Source organism: Pantoea eucalypti (assembly GCF_009646115.1).
Taxonomy (GTDB): domain Bacteria; phylum Pseudomonadota; class Gammaproteobacteria; order Enterobacterales; family Enterobacteriaceae; genus Pantoea; species Pantoea eucalypti.
The window spans coordinates 1-20,985 of the sequence record NZ_CP045720.1 but is presented as its reverse complement, the minus strand read 5'-3'; the positions used below and the strand labels follow the sequence as shown (position 1 = coordinate 20,985).

Here is a 20,985-nt window from a genome sequence, read left to right as displayed (position 1 = left end):
CAGGCCATAAAGTGATACTGTTCAACTGAGGGAAACGTGAAAAATGAACAATCTGCCCGCCATGATGAAGGAGATTGAAGCGTATCTGTCGCCCGCCATCATTGAATCGGCTCAGCGCTGCTCTGTTCGCCTGCTGGCGGCGTTGCCGGATCAGCAGATGCTGGAAAATAACCGCGTTCTGCTAGCCTATGGCGGCGGAAAAGACAGTAGCTACATGGTGGCTTACGTGCGTTACCTTCAGGGGCTGATCTGGCTGCAGCAGGGCAGCACGTTTCATCTGCGGGTCAGTACTAACCGTCATGCGGCGATGAATCAGAGCGTGATGGAGAACATCCACCGCGTTTATCAGGCGCTGGCGATGCATGACGATGAACGGACAGAATGCCTGGTGGTAGATGGCCTGCTGATCCGACCGTTTGCCCGCGACCTGACGATTCCTGAGAGCGTACGGCAGCAGAACCGCAATGACGTGCTGATGAATGGCCACCGTTTTCGCGCTGATGCGCGCTCGACCTTCTGCAACGCCTGTAATCTCAGCATGGTGAACTCCTTTGGTCTGGCGGCAGACTACAACGGCGGCGTGGATCTGATTATCACCGGCGACTCGCCGCAGGAGCAGGCCGCCTATGTCGCCTGGGCGAGACACCTTTCCCGGCTGTTTGATGCGCCGGTAGCGGACAAAAGCCGGGGCTTCAGCGGATTTCTCCAGACGCTGGACGGTGTGGCAGAGCGCTACTTCTCTGACGTTTACGGGGCCGAACAGCTGACAGCCGCGCACCGCATCACCCATCAGCTCGCACGTGACCCGCTGTTTTTCAACATTTATCAGGACACCGCCTATGAAGCGGGCGCGCACTGGGCGCTGCTCAGCGAATTTATGCGCTTCCGTTTTGATGAACTGATGTTCAGCTTTTCCGAGTCCGACTGCGGTAATCCAACGCTGATGGCGCATCTGCGCGGACTGCGGGCTGAAACGCTGCTGCAGCGCCACTATGCCGAAGGGATCCGCGAGTATGTGCGCTTCGCGCTGGGGCTGATGGTGAAGAAAGATTTTCCGTCCGCGCTCATTAATGAGATGGCGGCGCGCTATCAGGACGACGACGCCATCCGGCAGCAGCGGCAGCGCGCGGCAGATTTCGCCATGCAGGCGTTTAACCTCAGTGAAGATCAGCTGATCTGCATGATTTACTCACCCTTCCTGGCGCACGGAGAGCAGCTGGGACACTGGCTGTCGCAGCAGCAGATTGCGCTGGAGGAAGCCGCTATTCGCGATCTGATTGAACAACGCAATAACGACGTCGAACTGGCTCAGCAGTTAACACAGCTCTCCGGCCTGACGCTGACGCAGATGCGCCACTGCTGGCAGAGCAGGCCGGTCAGTTCGCTGCTGGAGGGCAAAAGTACCGATCCGCTGTCGCGCGTCCTGCGTTTTGATCCTCACAAAGCGGTGATTCAGGTCAATAACGGTGTGCTCAATGACATCGTGACAGAAATCATTTCCGGGCGTTAACCCGGTAAGGCGAGGCGATGAAAAAGATTTTCCTGCAAATTGGCGCCACCCGCGACGGACAAAATCCTTATTGCGCGGTGGCGAAGCGCGACGGCTATTTTACCGTGCTGGCGGAAATGGGTGATTTTGTCGATTACCAGTCGCTCAGTCTGGCGTTGCCGTTTGATCTGATTATTCGCCTCGACCGTCCTGAGAATCCGTGGGAGCTCATGCAGGCTTATCTGCATGCCGGTTTACTGGCGCATCCGCTGGTGGTGCTGGCAGGCTTTGAAGCTTACAACGCCAGCGCCGGACGGCTGCGTGAGATGCTGGCCGGGCCAGACGCGCCTGCCGCCTTTATTCCCATGGATAAATATGCGCAGCGCATGGCGCTGAAAAAAGCCTGGCCGCGCTTCCCGCAGCCAGAGTTCCGCTTTTTCGCGTCACCGCTCAGCATTCTGGATGCGGAACAGGCGCTGATCTATCCGTGTGTCGTGAAACCAGTGGATGGCGGCGGCGGCCTGGGCATCTTTCTGATTGAACGCGCCGATCAACTGCGCAGTGTGGTGAAACAGCTGGTGCAGACCATGAACTATGGCGGTCGCGGCTTCAGCGGCTTTATTGTGGAAAGTGCGCTGACAGGCACTGAGTTTTCGTTGCAGGGTGTGGTGCATCAGGGGCATCCCCAGGCACTGACCTGCTGCCAGAAGGTGATTGAGCAGCACCGGGATAGCCAGGGATGCGTCAGTTTTTATGAGTCGGGGCATGTAGCAATGGCGGCAGCGGCCTTGCCGGCATCGTTCAGTAGCCTGATGACCTTCTGTTGTGAAACCTTTGGCTATCGTCAGGGCGCGTTTCATATCGATTTTATTGTGGTTAATGGCGTACCGCATTTCCTTGAGATGGGATTCCGGCTTTCCGGCATGGGGGTGGCAATACTGGTGCAGGAGGCAACGGGCATCAACTGGGCGGATGTCACCTTCCGGCTGGAGGCGGGCGATCCACTGCCTGCTTTTGCTTTCACCGGATCCGGTGCGGTTGGACAGCTGCGGTTACGGCAACCGGCGCAGCTGCAGGCTGCCGAAAGCTGGATCGAACAGCATCAGCAGGGTGCGCTGTTGCCACCCCTCAGATTGCCTGCACTGCAGGTTTCGCCACGCTCCTCGCTCTATGCCGATCTGACCCGTCATGCGGGTATCCTCGCCACCTTCAGTCTGACAGATACAGCACGTGAGCCAATCATGACCACGTTTAAGCAGGTGATTGCCGCGCAATCAGTCACCGCCGGGAGAGACAAAGTATGTGCAGGATGATTCTGGCATATGGCCAGTTTGACAGCGCACAGATTCTGGAGGCAGCACGCGCCATGAGCTGCGGCGAAGGCGCCGAACACGATGGCCCGATCAAATCGCATCCCAATGGCTGGGGCTGTCTGTGGCTGGAACAGGGCGAGATTCACACCCTGCATGGCACCGGCCCGTTCGCAGACGCCCTGCCGGGTATTGACGTGGATCGTCTGCGCAGTCGGTTTCTGGCGGTTCATGTGCGTCACGCCACATTGAGCAAAAATCAGGGGATCGAGTTTTCGCATCCGCTGTGGCGCAACAGCGCCGGACATCAGTGGTACATGATGCATAACGGCTTTCTGCCGACCATTTACCGTCAGCTCGGCCTGGCGGAATCACGCTTCGATTCTGAAGAGTATCTGCGCTATTTAGTGGATCAGACCACCCCTGCTGATTTCACCCGGGACTATCTGCGCGCAAAGATGGCGCAGGTTGAGCCAGGCGGCAGCGCAGGCAATGCCATTTTCGTCACCCGCGACAAAGCCTGGGCGTGGCAGTGGTATCCGCACGACACCCCCTGGCCGGACTATTTTACGATGCATTTTCGGCAACAGGACGGTTGCACGCTGATCGCCTCTGAACCCGTGACAATACCAGGCAGCGCCGGCAGCTGGCGGCGAATGAATAATCATGAACTCTATGAAATACCGTTTAGGGAGTGATAAACATGGCAATTTTCAATCAGTTCCGCGTGATTAATCCCAACATGTTTGTGGAATCGACCTGGCTGGATGACATCGTCACTGCACGGGTGCCGCTACTGGTGCTGCGTAACTTTCTGACGCCAGACGTGCGGCAAGCGGTGGTGACTGACCTGCAGAGCTGCCGGGAAAAGATCCGTGTCTCTCACTATCCCAATGGCGCGCTGACCACGCTGGGTCCCTATCTGGCACGCCATACGGCGGCACCTGATAACTATTTCACTGAGCTGCGCGATATCCAGCCGGCGCTGCCGGCATCACTCAACACACTGCGCGAACAGATTTACCGCTGGGTGCAGCACGCGCTGCGGCTGGAGAGCTTAAACATCGCCCACGAACCGGGTTGTGGTGACTACGCCGGTTCTATCGTGCGCTTTCATGCTGATGGCGTCGCGAACCCGCTACATAACGACAATATCGTGCGCGATGCTGCAGGAACCTCCCTGGTTGTGACACAAATATTGCATCAGCTCAGCTGCGTGGTCTGCCTGCAGGAGTGCAGCGCGGGTGGTGCGCTGCGCATCTACAACAAAAAGTGGTCGCCGGAGGATGAGCAGTTCAAAACCGCCGGTGAGCTGGGCTATCGCAGTGGGGTCATTGATCACAGCGAGATCTGCGAATTTTCACCGCGCAGTGGCGATGTCTATCTGTTTAATCCCGCTTTTTATCATGAGATTGATCGGGTCGAAGGCGATACCCGTATCACGATGGGGTTCTTTTTCGGGCTGACCGATAAAAAGATGAAACATGCTATCGCCTGGAGCTAAGCCAGGTTGTGCCATTAAGTTGTGCCAGAAAAGGAGAAGGGAATGACGACGTTTGAAAAGATTACTGCGCTGCTGGATCAGCATCAGGCCAGCTACCGTGTGGTGGAGCATGAGGCGGTAGGGCAAACCGAGCAGATCAGCCAGATACGCGGCAACGCACTGGGTCAGGCGGCCAAAGCGATGGTGCTGGAGGTGAGCATGCCGGATGGTGCGCCCTCGCGACAGCTGCTGGCCATTGTGCCGGGCGACTGCCGGATCAATTTTAAAAATGCGGCGCGCGCGATCGGTGGCAAAAAATCCTCTTTCGCCGCGCCCGAGCTGGCACAGGCACTGACCGACTGTGTCATGGGCGCTGTGCCGCCATTTAGTTTTGATGACCGGCTGGCGCTGCGGGTGGATTCCCGGCTGCAACAGGTCGGCACATTATGGTTTAACGCGGGCGAACTGGAGAAGTCGATCGCGCTGGCTGCAGAGGATTATTTTCGCATCGTGGGGGACGCGTGTTGTGCTGATATCGCCACCCCGATTGCGGTCACCGCCTGACGGCGGCACAAGGAGTTTCTGATGTCGGTAAAAGATATGCTGTTAGCGCTGTGCGTGGTGGTGGCGTGGGGCGTGAATTTTGTGGTGATTAAGCTGGGGCTGCAGGGCATGCCGCCCTTTTTGCTCGCCGGACTGCGTTTCTCTCTGGTCGCCTTTCCCGCCATTTTCTTTGTGCGTCGCCCGCCGATCCCGCTGCGCTGGCTGGTCGTTTACGGCATGACCATCAGTTTTGGTCAGTTCGCGTTTCTGTTCCTGGCGATCAAACTTGGTATGCCAGCCGGTCTGGCCTCGCTGGTGCTGCAGGCGCAGGCCTTCTTTACCCTGTTGCTGGGCGCGCTGCTGCTGGCGGAAAAGCTGCGCTGGAATCATATTGTCGGGATTATCATCGCCACGCTGGGGATGTTTATGCTGGCAACAGCAGGCATGGAAGGGCAGACCAGCGCCGGTATTACGCTGACCACCATGATGCTGACACTCTCGGCGGCGCTGTCATGGGGGCTGGGCAATATCACTAATAAGATCATTATGCGGAACCGCAGTGTGCCGATCATGTCGCTGGTGGTCTGGAGTGCACTGGTACCGGTCATTCCCTTCTTTGCCTGCTCTCTGCTGTTTGATGGCGAGGCCGCCATCGTTAACAGCCTGCTGCATATCGGCCTGCAGACCGTGCTGGCGCTGTTCTATCTGGCGTTTGTCGCCACCATTGTGGGCTATGCCATCTGGGGGAATCTGCTAAGTCGCTATGAAACCTGGCGCGTCGCGCCGCTGTCGCTGCTGGTGCCGGTCGTGGGGATTGTTACCGCTGCACTGGTGCTGGATGAGCATCTCTCCGGGCAGCAGATGCTGGGCGCGGCAGTGATTATTCTGGGGTTGCTGGTCAATGTGTTTGGTGGCGTGCTGGGTCAGCGTTTAGCGATGAGAACGCAGCCGTAAAGTTAAAAAACGCCGCTGCCACGGCGTTAGAGGTTGTTGATAAAATCTGACCCGGTTAGCTGTGAGACCGAGCAAGCGCAGGAAGCACGGTCAGATCGGAAAGACGCAAAAACCGCCCTCCATGGCACGCTCGGCCCGCGCGATTACGCACCTCATCCCTGAGGTGCGCCCGTTGCCGGGCCAACGCTTCGCGTTGTTCAAAAACGCTCCCGACGTTTTTGTCCATGGCGCGGGACGCTTTCCTCTTCTGCCCGTGTTTCCTGCGCGTTGAGTTTACTCGTTGCGGCCAGATTCACCCTGATTTGGGTATGCCAGCAGTCTGAAACGCCGCTGACGCTGCGTATGCTCCCTGAGCCTGCGCTCCCACTGACATCAAAAACGACAAACGCCGCATAAGCGGCGTTTGTTGTGGTTAATTCTGAATCCCAATCTTACTTCAGAATCTCAATACGGCGTGGTTTCGCCTCTTCCGGCACCAGACGTTCAAGGTCGATGCTCAGCAGACCATTTTCGAGACGGGCATCGCGCACCACAATGTGGTCGGCGAGCTGGAATTTACGCTCAAAGTTGCGCTCGGCGATTCCCTGATACAGGTATTTACGCTCGGCCTGCTCTTCAGGATGGGCTCCCCGCACAATCAGCACGTTATCGTGCGCTGTAATATCCAGTTCGCTCTGAGAAAAACCGGCCACCGCAATCGTAATGCGATAGTGATTTTCATCGACCAGTTCTACGTTATAAGGAGGATAGCCGCCATTGCTCTGATTCTGATTAGATTCGAGCAGGTTAAACAGGCGATCAAAACCGATAGCAGAGCGATAAAGTGGGGTGAGATCAAAATTACGCATATTAAGACTCCTGAAGTTCAGCAAGTTTTGGCAACCTTCCACTAGTGGACAGGCTGGATACGGCACCTCACTGTCCCTTGCGGCAACCGTGAGTGCGTCCGTAAAGTAAAAATGGGTGTCAGAAGAGGATTTTCAAGAGGGTAAAATGCAATTTTTTTCGCCAATCTGAGGAAATGACATACACTCAGGACTACTTTTGCCAGACCAGAACGGACTTCGCCCCAGAGTGTTGACGTTGTCTGGCAAGCAAACTCAGCCAGGCTTATGCCATGACTGAAGGGATGATGATGATGAAATTAAAGACCTTACCTCTGGCTGGAATAGTGTGCTGCGCAATGGTGACAACCGGCTGTTCCAGCGTGATGTCTCACACCGGTGCGAGTCAGGGCTACTATCCCGGCACCCGTGCCAGCGCTGACATGCTGGCCGATGGTGATACCAGCTGGGCGCTGAAGCCGCTGGCGTTAATCGATCTTCCTTTCTCTGCCGTGCTGGATACGCTGCTGCTGCCGTGGGACTACTACCGTAGCGACCAGGACAAAACTCTCGACTCCCCACGTGAACGCATCCTGCAGAGCGAAAGACTCGCGCATACCAACGAAAGCCTGGCACAGGCGCAGCCTATGCCTCCTGTGCGGTCGCAGCCGCAACCGTAAAGAGTTGCCGCCAGCCATTCACCTCACGCATATAAGCAATCTGTGTACCGTCCGGTGACCAGACCACCGCGTCACCTGACGGTGCTTCTTCCGTTCTGCCGGTCAGCCGCTGACACGCGCCGCTCTCAATGTCACATCGCATCACGCTGTTATCACAGATAAAGGCAATCGCCTGGCCCTCAGGATGCCAGCTAAAGGCGGACTGAATGCTGTGGCTGAGATGGGTGATCTGACGCGGTTCGCCGCCATTGGGCGACACCATCCAGAGCTGGATCACCTCTCCTGCATCCGCCATCAGAAACGCGATCTGGCTGCCATCCGGTGCAGCACGCAGCCAGTGGCGCGGTTGCAGCGCCACGCCGCGGCTGTGCGTCAGGCGACGCTGCTGCACGCCAGCCGGTGGCGCAGGTAACTGCTGGCTGCTGCCCTCCAGTGGCTTCTCTCCGGCGCGGGCGTACTCCTCCAGCGCGTCAGGCAGATCAACAATAAAAACTTCAGGCCGTTTCTCGCCCTGTGCCGTCACGGTGTCGCCAATAAAAGCGATAGCCCAGCGCTGCCAGCTGCCGTCTGGTTTCTGATAACCGCGCTCACCGACCCAGCACTCCTCATAGGCACGATTGATCTGGTCGCTGCCGGGTTGTGGTTTCGTATGCGTCTGGCTCACCAGCACGCAGAAAAAAGTGCCGTCATATTCACGCGGATGCTGCTTTACAGGCGTGACAGCACACAGCGGCAAGGCGACGCCGACGTTGCGCAGATCCTGACGGCTATCCAGTTCATGCATCACGTGGTCATTGTAGGTAAAACTCAGGCGTGAACCATCAGGACTAAAGACATGCACATGCGAACCGCCACGCAGCGCGCCAGGGGTGAACGGCGGCGTGATATCGCAGGCATCCAGATTCACCGCCGTGCCGTTCTGAACGAGCACACCGCGCCGGTGGTGGAAATCATACTGCCAGCTGGCATCGGGATGTTCCGGGCCATGAATACAGACGTAGCGTGGCGGCAGGTCGGGACTGACCGTGACTACGCCGACGTGGGCTCCGTGTCGGGCCTGATAGAGCACCTCTACCTCTCCGGTCATCACATTGACCCGCTCAATGGTCTGGCTGGTAAACGACGCGCCCGAGGGACGGACGTCAAACGCCAGCCACTGACTGTCGGCAGTCCAGACATTGATATTGGTGAGCTGATGCTGACGGGCAGCAAAGGTGATCTGTTTTTCTGACATGATAAAACCCACGGAGACAGCGTTGCCCGACAAATTACGCGATTCTGTTTTGCGGTGCAGCTTTTTTGCCGGATGCAGGGAGCCGGGCCGCTGCGGCCCGGAGAAGATGACAGTCGTAGCAGACGATTAACCGACGCGTTTCACATCGCCGACCAGCAGGATGTAGGAGAGGGCACCGAGTAGGGCCACAACCGAAATATAGGTCAGCGCCGGGGCAAAACCGTAATCCTGAGCCAGATAGCCCACGACCAACGGCACGGTGATGCCGCCCAGTCCACCGACAAAGTTGAACACTCCACCGGTCAGCCCGATCAGGCGCACCGGTGCCAGTGAAGAGACCAGTGACCAGGTGATCGACGCAAATCCATTCCCAAAGAACGCCAGCCCCATCAGCACCATAATCCACACCGGATCATTAGTGTAGTTGGCACCCATGATGCAGGTTGATATCAGCAGGCCACAGATAATCGGCGTTTTACGGGCAAACCCTAGCGAACGGCCGCTGCGTACCAGACGGTCAGCCACAATGCCAGAGAGGATGACGCCAACAAAGGCAGCCAGGAAGGGCACCGTGGTCATAAAGCCTGCCGTTAGCGCGGCAATGTGCTTCTCCTGGGTGAGATAGTTAGGGAACCAGGTCAGGAAAAACCACAGAGTGGAGGTGACGGCAAACTGACCGAGATAGACGCCGCACAGCTTGCGATGAAACACCAGTTTCCAGTCGGCGGCAGTTAAACGCATCCGATCTTTTTTGGCCACCGGCGCATCGCCTTCCACCATAGCACCACCTTCACGGATATAGCTCAGCTCAGCCTGATTAATGCCTTTGCTTTTATTGGGTGCCTGATAAACTTTGATCCAGATGAATGACCAGACAATACCGACAGCGCCGGTAATGATGAAGACCCAGTGCCAGCTGAGTAGCTCCTGAACCCAAATCAGCAGCGGTGTCAGAAAAGCAAGGCCGACAAACTGACCCGACGTATAAAAGCCGACGGCTGAGGCGCGCTCCTGCTCCGGGAACCAGCTGGTTACCAGCCGGTTATTGGTCGGGAAAGCGGGGGCTTCAAAAATACCGGTAATGGCACGCAGACCGATCAGCGAGAGTAATCCGCTGGCAAAGCCCTGCAGCAATGTCGCCACTGACCAGCCGAAAATGGCAATAAAATAGGTTAATCGTGAACCGACCCGATCCAGAAACCAACCGCCGGGGATCTGGCAAAGCGTATATAACCAGGCAAAGGCAGAAAAGACATAACCCATTTGCGCTTTAGTAATACCAAATTCCTCCTGAATATGCGCAGACGCCACGGTTAAATTAGCGCGGTCCACATAACAGATCACCACAGTAATAAAGATCATTACCAGGGTTAAATAACGGCGGCGAGTCGGTTTTTCCTGTGTTGCTGAGAGATCCATAGTGCTTCTCCGTCTTCACGTAAGGAAAATTACGTGCTTTGTAGGGTATCGGACCGGCGCCAGACTGACTTTTTGGGCAAATCTGGCGCACAGAACACCACAGGCGTCTGCAAGACGCACTGGGGCGGAAGATAAGTTTTTTTATATTCCGGCTGACGCAGGCATGTGCTGACCCCTGCGCCTTATTTACCGGCACATTCTTTACAGATTTTTTTTATTTTATTCCGTCAGATAAATTACCATTCTGCGACCGAACCATCTGCTGATCGCCATAATGGATTACGCCAGTCAGGCGCATTTTTACTGCGTGCTATCACTAACTCTTCATTAATTTCCACACCCAGTCCTGGTTTATTCAGGGGATAGAAATGGCCATCATCCATTTTAAAATCATCTTTATTCAGTACATAATCGAGCAGCTCTGCGCCCTGATTGTAGTGAATGCCCATGCTCTGCTCCTGGAACACCGCATTACGTGACACAAAGTCGATGTGCAGACAGGCGGCCAGTGCAATCGGGCCCAGTGGGCAGTGCGGGGCCAGGGCCACATCATAGGATTCCGCCATTGCGGCAATTTTGTAGCATTCGGTAATGCCGCCTGCATGAGAGAGGTCAGGTTGCAGAATCGCCAGCCCGCCCGCTTCCAGCACACGCTTGAACTCAAAGCGTGAGAACATGCGCTCGCCCGCGGCAATCGGAATGTGAGTCTGTGCGGCAAGGCGCGGATAATATTCCGCCTGCTCAGCCAGTACCGGCTCTTCGATGAAGAGTGGGCGATAGGGTTCCAGCTCTTTGATCAGGACTTTTGCCATTGGTGCGCTGACGCGCCCGTGGAAATCCAGGCCAAATTCGATCTCTTTCCCAAAAGCTTCGCGGATTTGCGCCACGGTATTGACTGCGGCATCTACTTTCAGTGCGCTGTCGATAATGCCCATCTCTTCGCAGCCATTAAGCTTGAAAGTGTCAAAACCGATGGTCCGCAGTTTTGTGATGCCTTCAATCACATCAGTCGGACGATCGCCGCCTACCCAGCTGTAGGCTTTAATACGGTCACGCACCAGACCGCCCAGTAACTGATAAACCGGTACCCCCAGTGCTTTGCCTTTGATGTCCCACAGAGCCTGATCGATACCGGCAATGGCGCTCATCAGAATCGGGCCACCCCGGTAGAAGCCGCCGCGATACATTACCTGCCATAAATCGTTGATGCGCGAGGGATCCTGGCCAATCAGGTACTCTGATAGTTCATGAACGGCGGCTTCCACGCTTCGCGCCCGGCCTTCAATAACCGGCTCGCCCCAGCCAACGATGCCTTCATCGGTTTCTATCTTCAGGAACATCCAGCGCGGCGGTAAGCGGTAAGTGGTCAGTCTGGTAATTTTCATCGTACAGCGTCCTTATATGCAGTAACAAAAGCCTGAGCCTTTTCTATCGTGCGTGACAGCGGCTGACCGGCGCGATAGAGATCGCTGCCTAATCCTGCGCCGACGCAGCCCGCAGCCAGAAATTCCTGCAGGTTTTCAGGTGTCACACCGCCCACGGCAAACACCGGAATGTCGGGTGGCAGCACCGCTTTCAGCGCTTTGATGTAACCGGGACCAAATGCCGAAGAGGGGAAAATTTTCAGCGCCTGCGCACCCGCCTGTAAGGCGGTAAAGGCTTCGCTGGCGGTAGCACAACCTGCCGCGACCGTCATGCCGTGAGAGACGGCCTGACGGATAACCGCCGGATCGGTATTGGGCGTGACCACCAGTTTGCTGTTGAGCTCTGCCAGCTGGTCAACCTGCTCAGGTGTCAGCACAGTACCTGCGCCAACCAGAGCCTGGTCACCAAAGGTTTTTACCATGGCGGCAATGCTGGTGGCCCAGTCTGGTGAGTTTAGCGGGATCTCGATAGCGTCAAATCCGGCCTCGATCAACGCACCAACGTGCGCCTCGGCTTCCGCCGGGGTAATGCCACGCAGAATGGCGATCAGCGGTAAGTTAGTTTGCCAGGACATTGGCGATACTCCTTATTCCATGCTGAAAGGCTCGATCGCCCTCCAGGGTGACAGATTCCAGACCGATAAACTGCAACGCCTGCTGATATCGACAGGCCAGTGCATCACCGGCAATGATAACAAGGGGCTGACGGGTGTATGTTGTGCTCTGTTTCGTCATCAGCGCAACCTCATGTCCAATCAGGAGTCCGGAGAGAAACTCGCTAACGTGGCGGCGATCGCGTGTGCCCAGAACATGGGCCGCGCGCACTTCAAATAGGCGCGACAGGATCGAAGCATCCTGAGCACCGCGTTCAATACCTTCCTGAAACGCCACGTTGTTCTCCTGCTGCTCCGGCAGGCCGGCTCCAATCAGAGAATGATTCAGCAGCAGATGATGCAGTTCGCCGGTCATCACGGTTCGGAAATCGCGCACCTCCAATCCCTCAACATCGACCCATTTTGCATGGGTGCCCGGCATGACATAAAGCGATGCTGCGTGCAGCGTGGTGGCACCTAACAGCTGTGTCTCTTCGCCGCGCATAACGTTATCGTTGTCGTCTCGTTCGATGCTCAGTCCCGGCACGATCCACGCTTTATCCGCGACGTGTGTGAGGTGGCTGGCAAGCTGGTCCAGCGCCATCGGACAGCCAAGATAGGGCACCGGTTGCCAGCCCGCGTTACTTCCCACCATGCCCGCCATGATTACCGGTACGCGGTCAACGGGCCAGCCAGCGGTGACATCGTCAAATACCTCAGCCGCAGTACGTCCGGCCAGACGCGTCACCCCCGCTTCAGACCGACGCTGGTCGACACATTCACCCTTATCGTAGTGCCAGGCACGCAGGTTGGTGGATCCCCAGTCGATGGCGATATAGCTGCTCACAAAATCTCCTTGAGTCGTGCGGTTGAACTGGCGATCATCGCTTTCGCTGCCTCTCCGGCGGCATCAGCATTCTGATGGCGAATCGCGTCAAATAATGCTTTATGCTCGGCCAGCGTACGCGGCATGTTCTCCTGATCCGGCATATAGGTGCGGGAGAAGACCGCTTTTTGCAGCTGACTGATCGCGACGTTAAGCTGCTGAAGCACCGGGTTGTGCACCGATGCCAGCACCGCTTCGTGATAGCGGATATCCGCCTCGTTAAACAGTTCGCGATCGGCATGATGTGTCACCATGTCGTTATAAGCCTGTTCGATGGCCGCCAGATCGTTGGAGGTGGCGCGCTCGGCTGACCAGCGGGCAATTTGCGGTTCAACCAGCACACGGACTTCATTCATCGCAGCGATCAGACGCGGATCCTGATCGTGCGACAGCGCCCATTGCAGCACGTCACTGTCGAGATAATTCCACTGGTTGCGGGCGGTGACGAATGCCCCCCGGTAGCGTTTCACCTCAATCAGCCTTTTTGCCATTAGCGCCCGAAAGACTTCGCGAATGATATTGCGTGAAGTAGAGAAGCGATCGCAGAGGTCGGATTCCGCCGGAAGTGCGGCGCCTGGCGCAAAGTGGCCGGCGACAATCTCCTCGCCCAGCGTCAGGATGATACGCTCCGTTTTGCTGATGTGCTGTTGCGTCATGATGATCCATTCAGTGAGAAAGCATGAGCTATCAGATTACTGCCTTCCGCTTTTCAGGCCTACAGATTGTCTTAACCTCTGCACATATTGTAGTACTTGATATTAATCTTGTACTACAATCAAGATCACAAAAACAACAATCCGCCCTTGCAGGTGGGTGGCGTTAAATCAATGGGAAAGGCGGATGGCAGGACGCCATCCGGGAAAGGCAATTAAAGCACTAACTCTTCAATGGCATGCGCCACACCATCTTCCATATTGGTTTTGGTGATAAACTGCGCGATTTTCTTAACAGAATCAATGGCATTACCCATTGCGACGCCGGTTCCGGCGTATTCAATCATCGCCAGGTCATTCTCCTGGTCGCCAATCGCCATCACCTCTTCCTGCTTAAGACCGAGCTTGTCAGCCAGCATTTTGACGCCCTGGCCTTTATTCACCCGACAATCGAGAATTTCCAGGTAGTAAGGCGCGCTCTTCAGGATGGTATAAGTCTGGTGAGCATGTTCGGGCAGACGGGCAATCGCCGCGTCGAGCAGGTCCGGGCGGTCAATCATCATCAGTTTCGGGAAGCGCATGGCGCGATCCATCTCTTCCACGGCGCGATAGCGCACCGGAATGCCGGTCAGGCTCGCTTCATGGATGGTGTATTCACTGATGTCTTTATTGGGTGTGTAGAGATGGGATTTGTCGAACGCCTGGAAATGCACGCCAAGCTCACGTGCCAGATTCTCGATGTAGAGGTAGTCGTCAAAGGTCAGCGTCACTTCCGCCACGCACTCACCATCTTCGGCCTGATGAACCAGCGCACCGTTGTTGCTTATCGCATACTGGCCGGGCGTCTGCATATCCAGCTCCATCAGATAGCGCTGGATACCCACAAATGGCCGGCCGGTGGTCAGCACAATCGACACACCTTTCTGGCGGGCGCGATCCAGGGCAGATTTCACCCCTGGTGTGATCTCATGTTGCGGGTTGAGCAGGGTGCCATCCATGTCGATAGCGATCAATTTAATAGCCATACAATCCTCGTAGCGTCTGGGTTTTATTCAATGCTAGCGCGATTCAGCGCACATTGACCAGCTTCATGGCAGGCAGGAACGGGCAGCAAACCGCTGGGTGCAGGCGATAAGGAGATCGCGGTGGATTTAAATCACGGCTTTTCGGATAGTTGCGGGTTCGCCTGGCGAACAGCAGGGGTGCGGCCTGATGGATTTCCGCCCGTACGGTACAAAAAAAAGGCCATCACCTGAGTGATGGCCTTTTACGTCCGCTGCCGGTTAGATATCGATATTGGCGGCTTTCAGCGCATTCTCTTCGATGAAGGCGCGACGCGGTTCCACCGCATCGCCCATCAACGTAGTGAACAGCTGGTCAGCGCCAATCGCATCTTTAATGGTGACGCGCAGCATACGACGGCTGTCTGGATCCATGGTGGTTTCCCACAGCTGATCCGGGTTCATCTCACCCAGACCTTTGTAGCGCTGGACGGAGAGGCCGCGACGCGACTCTTTCACCAGCCACTCAATCGCCTGTTCGAAACTTGCCACTGGCTGACGACGTTCGCCACGCTCAATGTAAGCATCTTCTTCCAGCAGACCACGCAGCTGGCTACCCAGCGCGCAGATTTTGCGATACTCAGGCCCCTGAATGAAATCCGCTTCCAGCGGATAGTCGGTATCCACACCGTGGGTACGGACGCGCAGCACCGGCTCGAACAGGTTCGTTTCGCGGTTTTCACGCACCTGTGCCAGATAGGTGCTGCCGTGCGCTTCGCGTTCGGTCAGATAGCTCACCAGACCGTTCAGCCAGGTGGTGACCTCTGCTTCGTTGCTCAGATCGCTCAGCGTGTCGTGATAAATCATCGCACGCAGCATCGCCATCGGATAACGGCGTTCCATACGCTTGATCATCTTCTGGGTACTGTTGAAGTCAGAGACCAGTGTCTCCAGCGGCTCACCGCCCAGCGCGGGTGCGCTGGCATTGGTGTGCAGCGTCGCACCATCAAGCGCGATAGCGATCTGGTATTGATCCATCGCCTCGTCATCTTTGATGTACTGCTCCTGCTTACCTTTCTTCACTTTGTAGAGTGGCGGCTGGGCGATATAAACATGGCCGCGTTCAATGATTTCAGGCATCTGACGATAGAAGAAGGTCAGCAGCAGGGTACGGATGTGGGAACCATCGACGTCGGCATCGGTCATGATGATGATGCTGTGATAACGCAGCTTGTCCGGGTTGTACTCATCGCGACCAATACCACAGCCCAGCGCGGTGATCAGCGTGGCAACTTCCTGGGAAGCAAGCATCTTGTCGAAACGCGCTTTCTCAACGTTAAGGATTTTACCTTTCAGCGGCAGAATCGCCTGGTTCTTACGGTTACGGCCCTGTTTAGCCGAGCCGCCTGCGGAGTCACCCTCCACCAGGTAGATTTCGGACAACGCCGGGTCGCGCTCCTGGCAATCCGCCAGTTTGCCTGGCAGACCTGCCAGATCCAGCGCGCCTTTACGGCGGGTCATTTCACGGGCGCGGCGGGCCGCTTCACGGGCACGGGCTGCGTCGATGATTTTGCCGACGACGATTTTGGCGTCTGATGGATTTTCCAGCAGGTATTCTGCCAGCAGCTCATTCATCTGCTGCTCAACCGCCGATTTCACCTCGGAGGAGACCAGTTTATCTTTGGTCTGCGAGGAGAATTTTGGATCCGGCACTTTCACCGACACTACGGCGATCAAACCTTCACGGGCATCATCACCGGTGGCGCTGACTTTGGCTTTCTTGCTGTAACCCTCTTTGTCCATGTAGGCATTCAGGGTACGGGTCATCGCCGCACGGAAACCGGCGAGGTGTGTACCACCGTCACGCTGCGGGATATTGTTGGTAAAGCAGTAGATGTTTTCCTGGAAACCGTCGTTCCACTGCAGTGCCACTTCCACACCGATGCCATCTTTCTCAGTAGAGAAATAGAACACGGTAGGGTGAATAGGGGTTTTGTTTTTGTTCAGGTACTCAACAAACGCCCGGATGCCGCCTTCGTAATGGAAGTGATCGTTTTTGCCATCGCGCTTATCTTCCAGACGAATAGACACGCCCGAGTTGAGGAATGAGAGTTCACGCAGGCGTTTCGCCAGAATGTCATACTCAAAATCGCGCACGTTGGTAAAGGTTTCGTGGCTCGGCCAGAAACGCACGCGGGTCCCGGTAATGTCGGTTTCACCCGTTACCGCCAGCGGTGCCTGCGGTACGCCATGGACGTAAACCTGCTGATGCACTTTGCCTTCGCGACGAATGGTCAGCTCCAGCTTCTGCGACAGGGCGTTAACCACGGAGACGCCCACGCCATGCAGGCCGCCGGAGACTTTATAGGAGTTATCATCGAACTTACCGCCAGCATGCAGCACGGTCATGATCACTTCAGCGGCAGAGATGCCCTCTTCTTCGTGAATACCGGTTGGAATGCCGCGTCCATCATCCTGCACCGAAACGGAGTTATCCGCGTGGATGGTGACCACAATGTCACTACAGTGACCAGCGAGCGCTTCGTCGATTGCGTTATCCACGACCTCGAATACCATGTGATGCAGACCGGTACCGTCATCGGTATCGCCGATATACATGCCCGGGCGTTTGCGTACCGCATCAAGTCCTTTCAGGACTTTAATACTTGAGGAGTCATAAGAATTCGACATCAACGTTTCTCGCTCATTTTAATCTTCAGGTTGAACCGCTATTTTACCCTGTTCCACGCGGAACATCTTGCCCTTTTCGTCAGTCATGTCGATTACATGCCCGGCAGAAATAGCGCTGACAAACACCTGCGCCTGAGTGGCTTTTAACCGGTCCGCCAGCAGGCGTCGTCGGCTCTCATCCAGCTCAGAAGCAAAGTCATCAATGAGGTAAATACAGCGGCGTCCGCTCTGGCTTGTCAGGAACTCGCCCTGTGCCAGACGCAATGCACACATCAGCAGTTTTAACTGCCCGCGTGAGAGTAAATCTTCCACCGGCGTCCCTTCAGCCCGAATACGAAAATCGGCTTTATGGGGGCCGCTGGCGGTATAAGTCAGCGCACGATCGCGCTCGAAGTTACGTTCCAGCAGTTCGCCGTAATCACTCTCTTTGTCCCAGCCACGCTGGAAGGAGAAGCGCAGTTCAAACTCTGGCAGAAACTGGCTACAGGTGGCGGTGATCTCTGCAGATATTGCCGCACTGTATTCCGCCCGCCACTGGCTAATCTGTTCAGCCAGCGGAACCAGCTCCTGATCCCAGGGACGAATCTGGCTGTAACGTGAGACCTGGCGAAGCGCCGCATTCCGCTGTTTAAGCAGGCGACGCATGTTGTTCCATGCGTTGAAAAAGCCGGGCGTGTTATGGAAACAGCCCCAGTCGACATAGGCCCGGCGGTATTTGGGACCGCCATTCAGCAGACTAAAACCTTCAGGCGTGATTAACTGCATCGGCAGCAGCTGCGCCAGCTCTGCGACTTTATGACCATCGCTGCCATCAATACGCACTTTGCTGTCACCGGCCCGGTTTTTGGTCAGCCCGACAGAAATTTCCCGCTCTGCGTTTTCCAGACGCCCGTGCAACACGAACGCCGCCTCGTCGTGACGAATGACGCGACCCGCCTGCAAACTGCGAAACGATCGACCATGCCCCAGCGTATGAATCGCCTCTAAAACGCTGGTTTTCCCACTGCCATTGGCACCCACCAGGAAATTAAATCCGGGGGCCAGTTGCAGGTCGGCCTGCTCGATATTACGAAAATCTTTGATAAGAAGGCGGGTTAAAGCCATGAATCAATCCAGCGTGAAGGGCAATAAAGTTTTTGGACCTGGCGATCAAGGTCGTCGGCGTCGCCGCTACGTTGCGCCTCGCCAGCGCACAGCCACCGGAGCGTACTGAAGTACGTGAGGATGGCGAGCACTGCCGGGGCACAACATAGCAAGTAAGCCAGGCCGATATATCACACCTACAAGCGCATGGGCATGACGACGTAAGCTGCTGCAGGACTCGCCACATCTTCGATCTGCACGCTCGACACTGAATCCGTCAGCAGCAGGCGGACGTTTTCGCACTTCAGCGCGTTCAGCACATCCAGCACGTAACTGACGTTAAAACCGATCTCCAGTTCCGTGCCGTTATAGCTGACATCCAGCATCTCTTCCGCTTCTTCCTGTTCAGGGTTATTGGCGGTAATTTTTAGCTGATTTTCGGTGATATAGAGGCGAACACCGCGGAACTTCTCGTTAGAAAGGATGGCAGCACGGGCAAAGGCCTGTTTGAGCAGATCGCAGCCCGCTTCCAGCACTTTATCGGGATTCTTCGGCAATACGCGGCGATAGTCAGGGAAGCGACCATCAACCAGCTTAGAGGTAAAGATATAGTCGCCGACGTGCGCGCGGATATTGCTGCCGCCAATCCGGACCTGCAGAGGCGTATCGCCGCCATCCAGCAGACGCAGCAGCTCAATGACGCCTTTACGTGGCACAATCACGGAATGACTCGGCAGTGCCTGGCCAATCGGCATGGAGCAAACGGCCAGACGGTGACCATCAGTGGCTACAGTGCGCAGCTCTTCCCCTTCGGTTTCAAACATCATGCCGTTGAGGTAGTAACGCACATCCTGATGGGCCATCGAGAACTGAGTCGCTTCGATCAGCCGTTTCAGGGTCGCCTGCGGCAGGGTGAATTCAACTTCACTCTGCCAGTCGTCGAGATTCGGGAAGTCACTGGCGGGCAGGGTCGACAGCGAAAAACGGCTGCGGCCAGAGCGAACCAGCATACGATCGCCTTCCAGCGCCAGCGTGATTTCTGCACCATCCGGCAATCCGCGACAGATATCCAAAAATTTTCGCGCCGGAACGGTGGTGGAGCCAGGCTCATGCGCCTGCGTCAGCGCCACACGTGCGACCATCTCCATTTCCAGATCGGTACCGGTCAGCAGCAGCGAACCTTCTGTAACCTGCAGCAGCAGGTTTCCGAGAATCGGCAGCGTCGGACGACCACCCAGTGGGCCACTAACTTGTTGCAGCGGCTTCAGCAGCTGCTCACGTTCAACAATAAATTTCATAGCGTCAGGAAGATAATGTTCTGATGAGATTAGAGAAATCTTCTTTGATATCGTGGCTCTCTTCACGCAGCTGCTCAATCTTGCGGCAGGCATGAAGCACCGTTGTGTGGTCGCGACCCCCAAAAGCGTCGCCAATTTCTGGCAAGCTGTGGTTCGTCAACTCTTTCGCCATCGCCATCGCCATCTGGCGCGGACGCGCTACCGAGCGCGAACGGCGTTTGGAAAGCAGATCTGCCACCTTAATCTTGTAGTACTCAGCCACGGTCTTCTGAATATTATCGATGGTGACCAGCTTTTCCTGCAGCGCCAGCAGATCGCGCAGCGCTTCACGCACGAAGTCGATGGTGATCGCCCGACCGGTAAAGTTAGCATTGGCGATGACGCGGTTCAGTGCACCTTCCAGTTCACGCACGTTAGAGCGCAAACGCTTGGCAATAAAGAAGGCAACTTCACCCGGCAGACGGATGTCGTTCTCATCCGCTTTTTTCATCAGGATCGCCACACGCGTTTCCAGCTCAGGCGGCTCGATCGCCACCGTTAAACCCCAGCCGAAGCGCGATTTAAGACGATCCTCTACACCGTTAATCTCTTTGGGATAGCGATCCGAGGTGAGGATGATCTGCTGATTGCCTTCTAATAAGGCATTAAAGGTATGGAAGAACTCTTCCTGTGAGCGCTCTTTATTCGCAAAGAACTGAATGTCATCGATCAATAGCGCATCCACAGAACGGTAGTAGCGTTTGAACTCTTCAATTGCATTGTTCTGCAGCGCTTTAACCATATCCTGTACAAAACGCTCGGAGTGCATGTAAACCACTTTTGCATTGGGTTTGCGGGCAATAATGCCGTTGCCCACCGCATGCAACAGGTGCGTTTTACCGAGACCCGTGCCGCCATACAGAAAAAGTGGGTTATAAGCGCCGCCTGGATTATCCGCCACCTGACGTGCCGCCGCGCGCGCCAGCTGGTTGGATTTACCTTCAACGAAGTTATCGAAGTTATGACGGTTATTCACATTCGAGCGGTAAGTGACGTCGGCCGGAGCCGGGACATTATCCCAGCTGGGACGCATGATCTGCGCCGGGGCCGGACGAATATGGCTCTGTACGGGCATCACGGGCGCGCTGACGCTGGCCATGACGGGCTGGCTGACCGCTGCCGCTTGCTGCTGAACCGGGCGCGTACCTACTTCAAAACGCAGTGCAGGCACGTTTGGACCACAAAATTCATTTAGCAGTGCGTTGATGCTATTAAGGTATTTGTCCCGAACCCAGTCGAGTACGAAGCGATTTGGAGCATACAAGGCAAGCGTATTGTCGTTTAACTCAGCCTGGAGTGGACGGATCCACATGCTGAATTCGGTGGCAGGAAGCTCATCCTGCAAACGGGCAAGACACTGTTGCCAAAGCGTAAGTGACAC

19 protein-coding genes are annotated in these 20,985 nt (G+C 55.9%); 7 read left to right on the top strand and 12 right to left on the bottom strand.

The window, feature by feature from the left end:
* Positions 1–43: 43 nt before the first annotated feature.
* The 6 genes from EE896_RS00095 to EE896_RS00070 are packed head-to-tail and all read left to right on the top strand — an operon-like array spanning position 44 to position 5,779.
* A complete protein-coding gene (locus tag EE896_RS00095; RefSeq protein WP_140916048.1) occupies positions 44–1,510 on the top strand; it encodes a hypothetical protein in 1,467 nt (488 codons plus the stop codon).
* A gap of 17 nt (positions 1,511–1,527) precedes the next feature.
* Positions 1,528–2,802: an ATP-grasp domain-containing protein gene (locus EE896_RS00090; protein WP_008926388.1), complete on the top strand. Its 1,275-nt coding sequence runs from the start codon at positions 1,528–1,530 to the stop codon at positions 2,800–2,802.
* A complete protein-coding gene (locus EE896_RS00085) occupies positions 2,790–3,497 on the top strand; it encodes a class II glutamine amidotransferase (protein WP_008926389.1) in 708 nt (235 codons plus the stop codon). Before EE896_RS00090 ends, EE896_RS00085 begins: the two co-directional genes overlap by 13 nt.
* Positions 3,498–3,502: 5 nt before the next feature.
* A complete protein-coding gene (locus tag EE896_RS00080; RefSeq protein ID WP_008926390.1) occupies positions 3,503–4,303 on the top strand; it encodes a 2OG-Fe(II)-dependent halogenase WelO5 family protein in 801 nt (266 codons plus the stop codon).
* A 42-nt stretch (positions 4,304–4,345) separates the two neighbouring features.
* A complete protein-coding gene (locus tag EE896_RS00075) occupies positions 4,346–4,846 on the top strand; it encodes a YbaK/EbsC family protein (protein ID WP_003849620.1) in 501 nt (166 codons plus the stop codon).
* A gap of 21 nt (positions 4,847–4,867) precedes the next feature.
* On the top strand, positions 4,868–5,779 hold the full coding sequence (locus EE896_RS00070) for an O-acetylserine/cysteine exporter (RefSeq protein WP_003849621.1): 912 nt from the start codon (positions 4,868–4,870) through the stop codon (positions 5,777–5,779).
* Positions 5,780–6,210: 431 nt separating this feature from the next.
* On the opposite strand, the gene ibpA is transcribed toward EE896_RS00070, so the two are convergent.
* Entirely contained in the window at positions 6,211–6,627 is a 417-nt protein-coding gene (ibpA, locus tag EE896_RS00065) for a small heat shock chaperone IbpA (RefSeq protein ID WP_003849623.1), read from the bottom strand.
* A gap of 287 nt (positions 6,628–6,914) precedes the next feature.
* On the opposite strand from ibpA, the gene EE896_RS00060 reads away from it, so the two are divergent.
* Positions 6,915–7,283 (top strand): YceK/YidQ family lipoprotein, encoded by a 369-nt coding sequence (locus tag EE896_RS00060; RefSeq protein WP_283543753.1) that lies wholly within the window; start codon positions 6,915–6,917, stop codon positions 7,281–7,283.
* Here EE896_RS00060 and EE896_RS00055 read toward each other — a convergent pair.
* The 11 genes from EE896_RS00055 to dnaA all read right to left on the bottom strand — a co-directional run bounded on the left by EE896_RS00055 (position 7,249) and on the right by dnaA (position 20,985).
* Complete coding sequence (locus tag EE896_RS00055; RefSeq protein ID WP_140916050.1) at positions 7,249–8,517, bottom strand: YidR family protein; 1,269 nt, start codon at positions 8,515–8,517, stop codon at positions 7,249–7,251. The genes EE896_RS00060 and EE896_RS00055 overlap by 35 nt on opposite strands.
* Before the next feature lie 126 nt (positions 8,518–8,643).
* Positions 8,644–9,936, bottom strand: coding sequence for an MFS transporter (locus tag EE896_RS00050; protein WP_140916051.1), 1,293 nt, complete (start codon positions 9,934–9,936; stop codon positions 8,644–8,646).
* Positions 9,937–10,172: 236 nt separating this feature from the next.
* Positions 10,173–11,321, bottom strand: coding sequence for a galactonate dehydratase (dgoD, locus tag EE896_RS00045; protein ID WP_140916053.1), 1,149 nt, complete (start codon positions 11,319–11,321; stop codon positions 10,173–10,175).
* Positions 11,318–11,935, bottom strand: a complete 618-nt coding sequence (locus tag EE896_RS00040; RefSeq protein WP_003849633.1) for a 2-dehydro-3-deoxy-6-phosphogalactonate aldolase — start codon at positions 11,933–11,935, stop codon at positions 11,318–11,320. Before EE896_RS00040 ends, dgoD begins: the two co-directional genes overlap by 4 nt.
* A complete protein-coding gene (locus EE896_RS00035; protein WP_140916055.1) occupies positions 11,919–12,800 on the bottom strand; it encodes a 2-dehydro-3-deoxygalactonokinase in 882 nt (293 codons plus the stop codon). Before EE896_RS00035 ends, EE896_RS00040 begins: the two co-directional genes overlap by 17 nt.
* Entirely contained in the window at positions 12,797–13,495 is a 699-nt protein-coding gene (locus EE896_RS00030) for a FadR/GntR family transcriptional regulator (protein ID WP_003849638.1), read from the bottom strand. The genes EE896_RS00035 and EE896_RS00030 overlap by 4 nt, the downstream gene beginning before the upstream one ends.
* 212 nt (positions 13,496–13,707) lie before the next feature.
* On the bottom strand, positions 13,708–14,517 hold the full coding sequence (gene yidA, locus EE896_RS00025; protein WP_039658658.1) for a sugar-phosphatase: 810 nt from the start codon (positions 14,515–14,517) through the stop codon (positions 13,708–13,710).
* Between the two features lie 258 nt (positions 14,518–14,775).
* Positions 14,776–17,184: a DNA topoisomerase (ATP-hydrolyzing) subunit B gene (gene gyrB, locus EE896_RS00020; protein ID WP_140034180.1), complete on the bottom strand. Its 2,409-nt coding sequence runs from the start codon at positions 17,182–17,184 to the stop codon at positions 14,776–14,778.
* Positions 17,185–17,202: 18 nt separating this feature from the next.
* Entirely contained in the window at positions 17,203–18,288 is a 1,086-nt protein-coding gene (gene recF, locus EE896_RS00015; RefSeq protein ID WP_003849644.1) for a DNA replication/repair protein RecF, read from the bottom strand.
* Between the two features lie 176 nt (positions 18,289–18,464).
* Positions 18,465–19,565, bottom strand: a complete 1,101-nt coding sequence (dnaN, locus tag EE896_RS00010) for a DNA polymerase III subunit beta (RefSeq protein ID WP_003849646.1) — start codon at positions 19,563–19,565, stop codon at positions 18,465–18,467.
* Between the two features lie 4 nt (positions 19,566–19,569).
* On the bottom strand, positions 19,570–20,985 hold the full coding sequence (gene dnaA, locus EE896_RS00005) for a chromosomal replication initiator protein DnaA (RefSeq protein WP_003849649.1): 1,416 nt from the start codon (positions 20,983–20,985) through the stop codon (positions 19,570–19,572).

What these genes read in the sequence shown, in the direction of transcription:
- EE896_RS00095 (WP_140916048.1), top strand. Translation starts at nt 44, where the DNA reads ATGAACAATCTGCCCGCCATGATGAAGGAGATTGAAGCGTATCTGTCG.
- EE896_RS00090 (WP_008926388.1), top strand. Translation starts at nt 1,528, where the DNA reads ATGAAAAAGATTTTCCTGCAAATTGGCGCCACCCGCGACGGACAAAAT.
- EE896_RS00085 (WP_008926389.1), top strand. Translation starts at nt 2,790, where the DNA reads ATGTGCAGGATGATTCTGGCATATGGCCAGTTTGACAGCGCACAGATT.
- EE896_RS00080 (WP_008926390.1), top strand. Translation starts at nt 3,503, where the DNA reads ATGGCAATTTTCAATCAGTTCCGCGTGATTAATCCCAACATGTTTGTG.
- EE896_RS00075 (WP_003849620.1), top strand. Translation starts at nt 4,346, where the DNA reads ATGACGACGTTTGAAAAGATTACTGCGCTGCTGGATCAGCATCAGGCC.
- EE896_RS00070 (WP_003849621.1), top strand. Translation starts at nt 4,868, where the DNA reads ATGTCGGTAAAAGATATGCTGTTAGCGCTGTGCGTGGTGGTGGCGTGG.
- ibpA (WP_003849623.1), bottom strand. Translation starts at nt 6,627, where the DNA reads ATGCGTAATTTTGATCTCACCCCACTTTATCGCTCTGCTATCGGTTTT.
- EE896_RS00060 (WP_283543753.1), top strand. Translation starts at nt 6,915, where the DNA reads ATGATGAAATTAAAGACCTTACCTCTGGCTGGAATAGTGTGCTGCGCA.
- EE896_RS00055 (WP_140916050.1), bottom strand. Translation starts at nt 8,517, where the DNA reads ATGTCAGAAAAACAGATCACCTTTGCTGCCCGTCAGCATCAGCTCACC.
- EE896_RS00050 (WP_140916051.1), bottom strand. Translation starts at nt 9,936, where the DNA reads ATGGATCTCTCAGCAACACAGGAAAAACCGACTCGCCGCCGTTATTTA.
- dgoD (WP_140916053.1), bottom strand. Translation starts at nt 11,321, where the DNA reads ATGAAAATTACCAGACTGACCACTTACCGCTTACCGCCGCGCTGGATG.
- EE896_RS00040 (WP_003849633.1), bottom strand. Translation starts at nt 11,935, where the DNA reads ATGTCCTGGCAAACTAACTTACCGCTGATCGCCATTCTGCGTGGCATT.
- EE896_RS00030 (WP_003849638.1), bottom strand. Translation starts at nt 13,495, where the DNA reads ATGACGCAACAGCACATCAGCAAAACGGAGCGTATCATCCTGACGCTG.
- yidA (WP_039658658.1), bottom strand. Translation starts at nt 14,517, where the DNA reads ATGGCTATTAAATTGATCGCTATCGACATGGATGGCACCCTGCTCAAC.
- gyrB (WP_140034180.1), bottom strand. Translation starts at nt 17,184, where the DNA reads ATGTCGAATTCTTATGACTCCTCAAGTATTAAAGTCCTGAAAGGACTT.
- recF (WP_003849644.1), bottom strand. Translation starts at nt 18,288, where the DNA reads ATGGCTTTAACCCGCCTTCTTATCAAAGATTTTCGTAATATCGAGCAG.
- dnaN (WP_003849646.1), bottom strand. Translation starts at nt 19,565, where the DNA reads ATGAAATTTATTGTTGAACGTGAGCAGCTGCTGAAGCCGCTGCAACAA.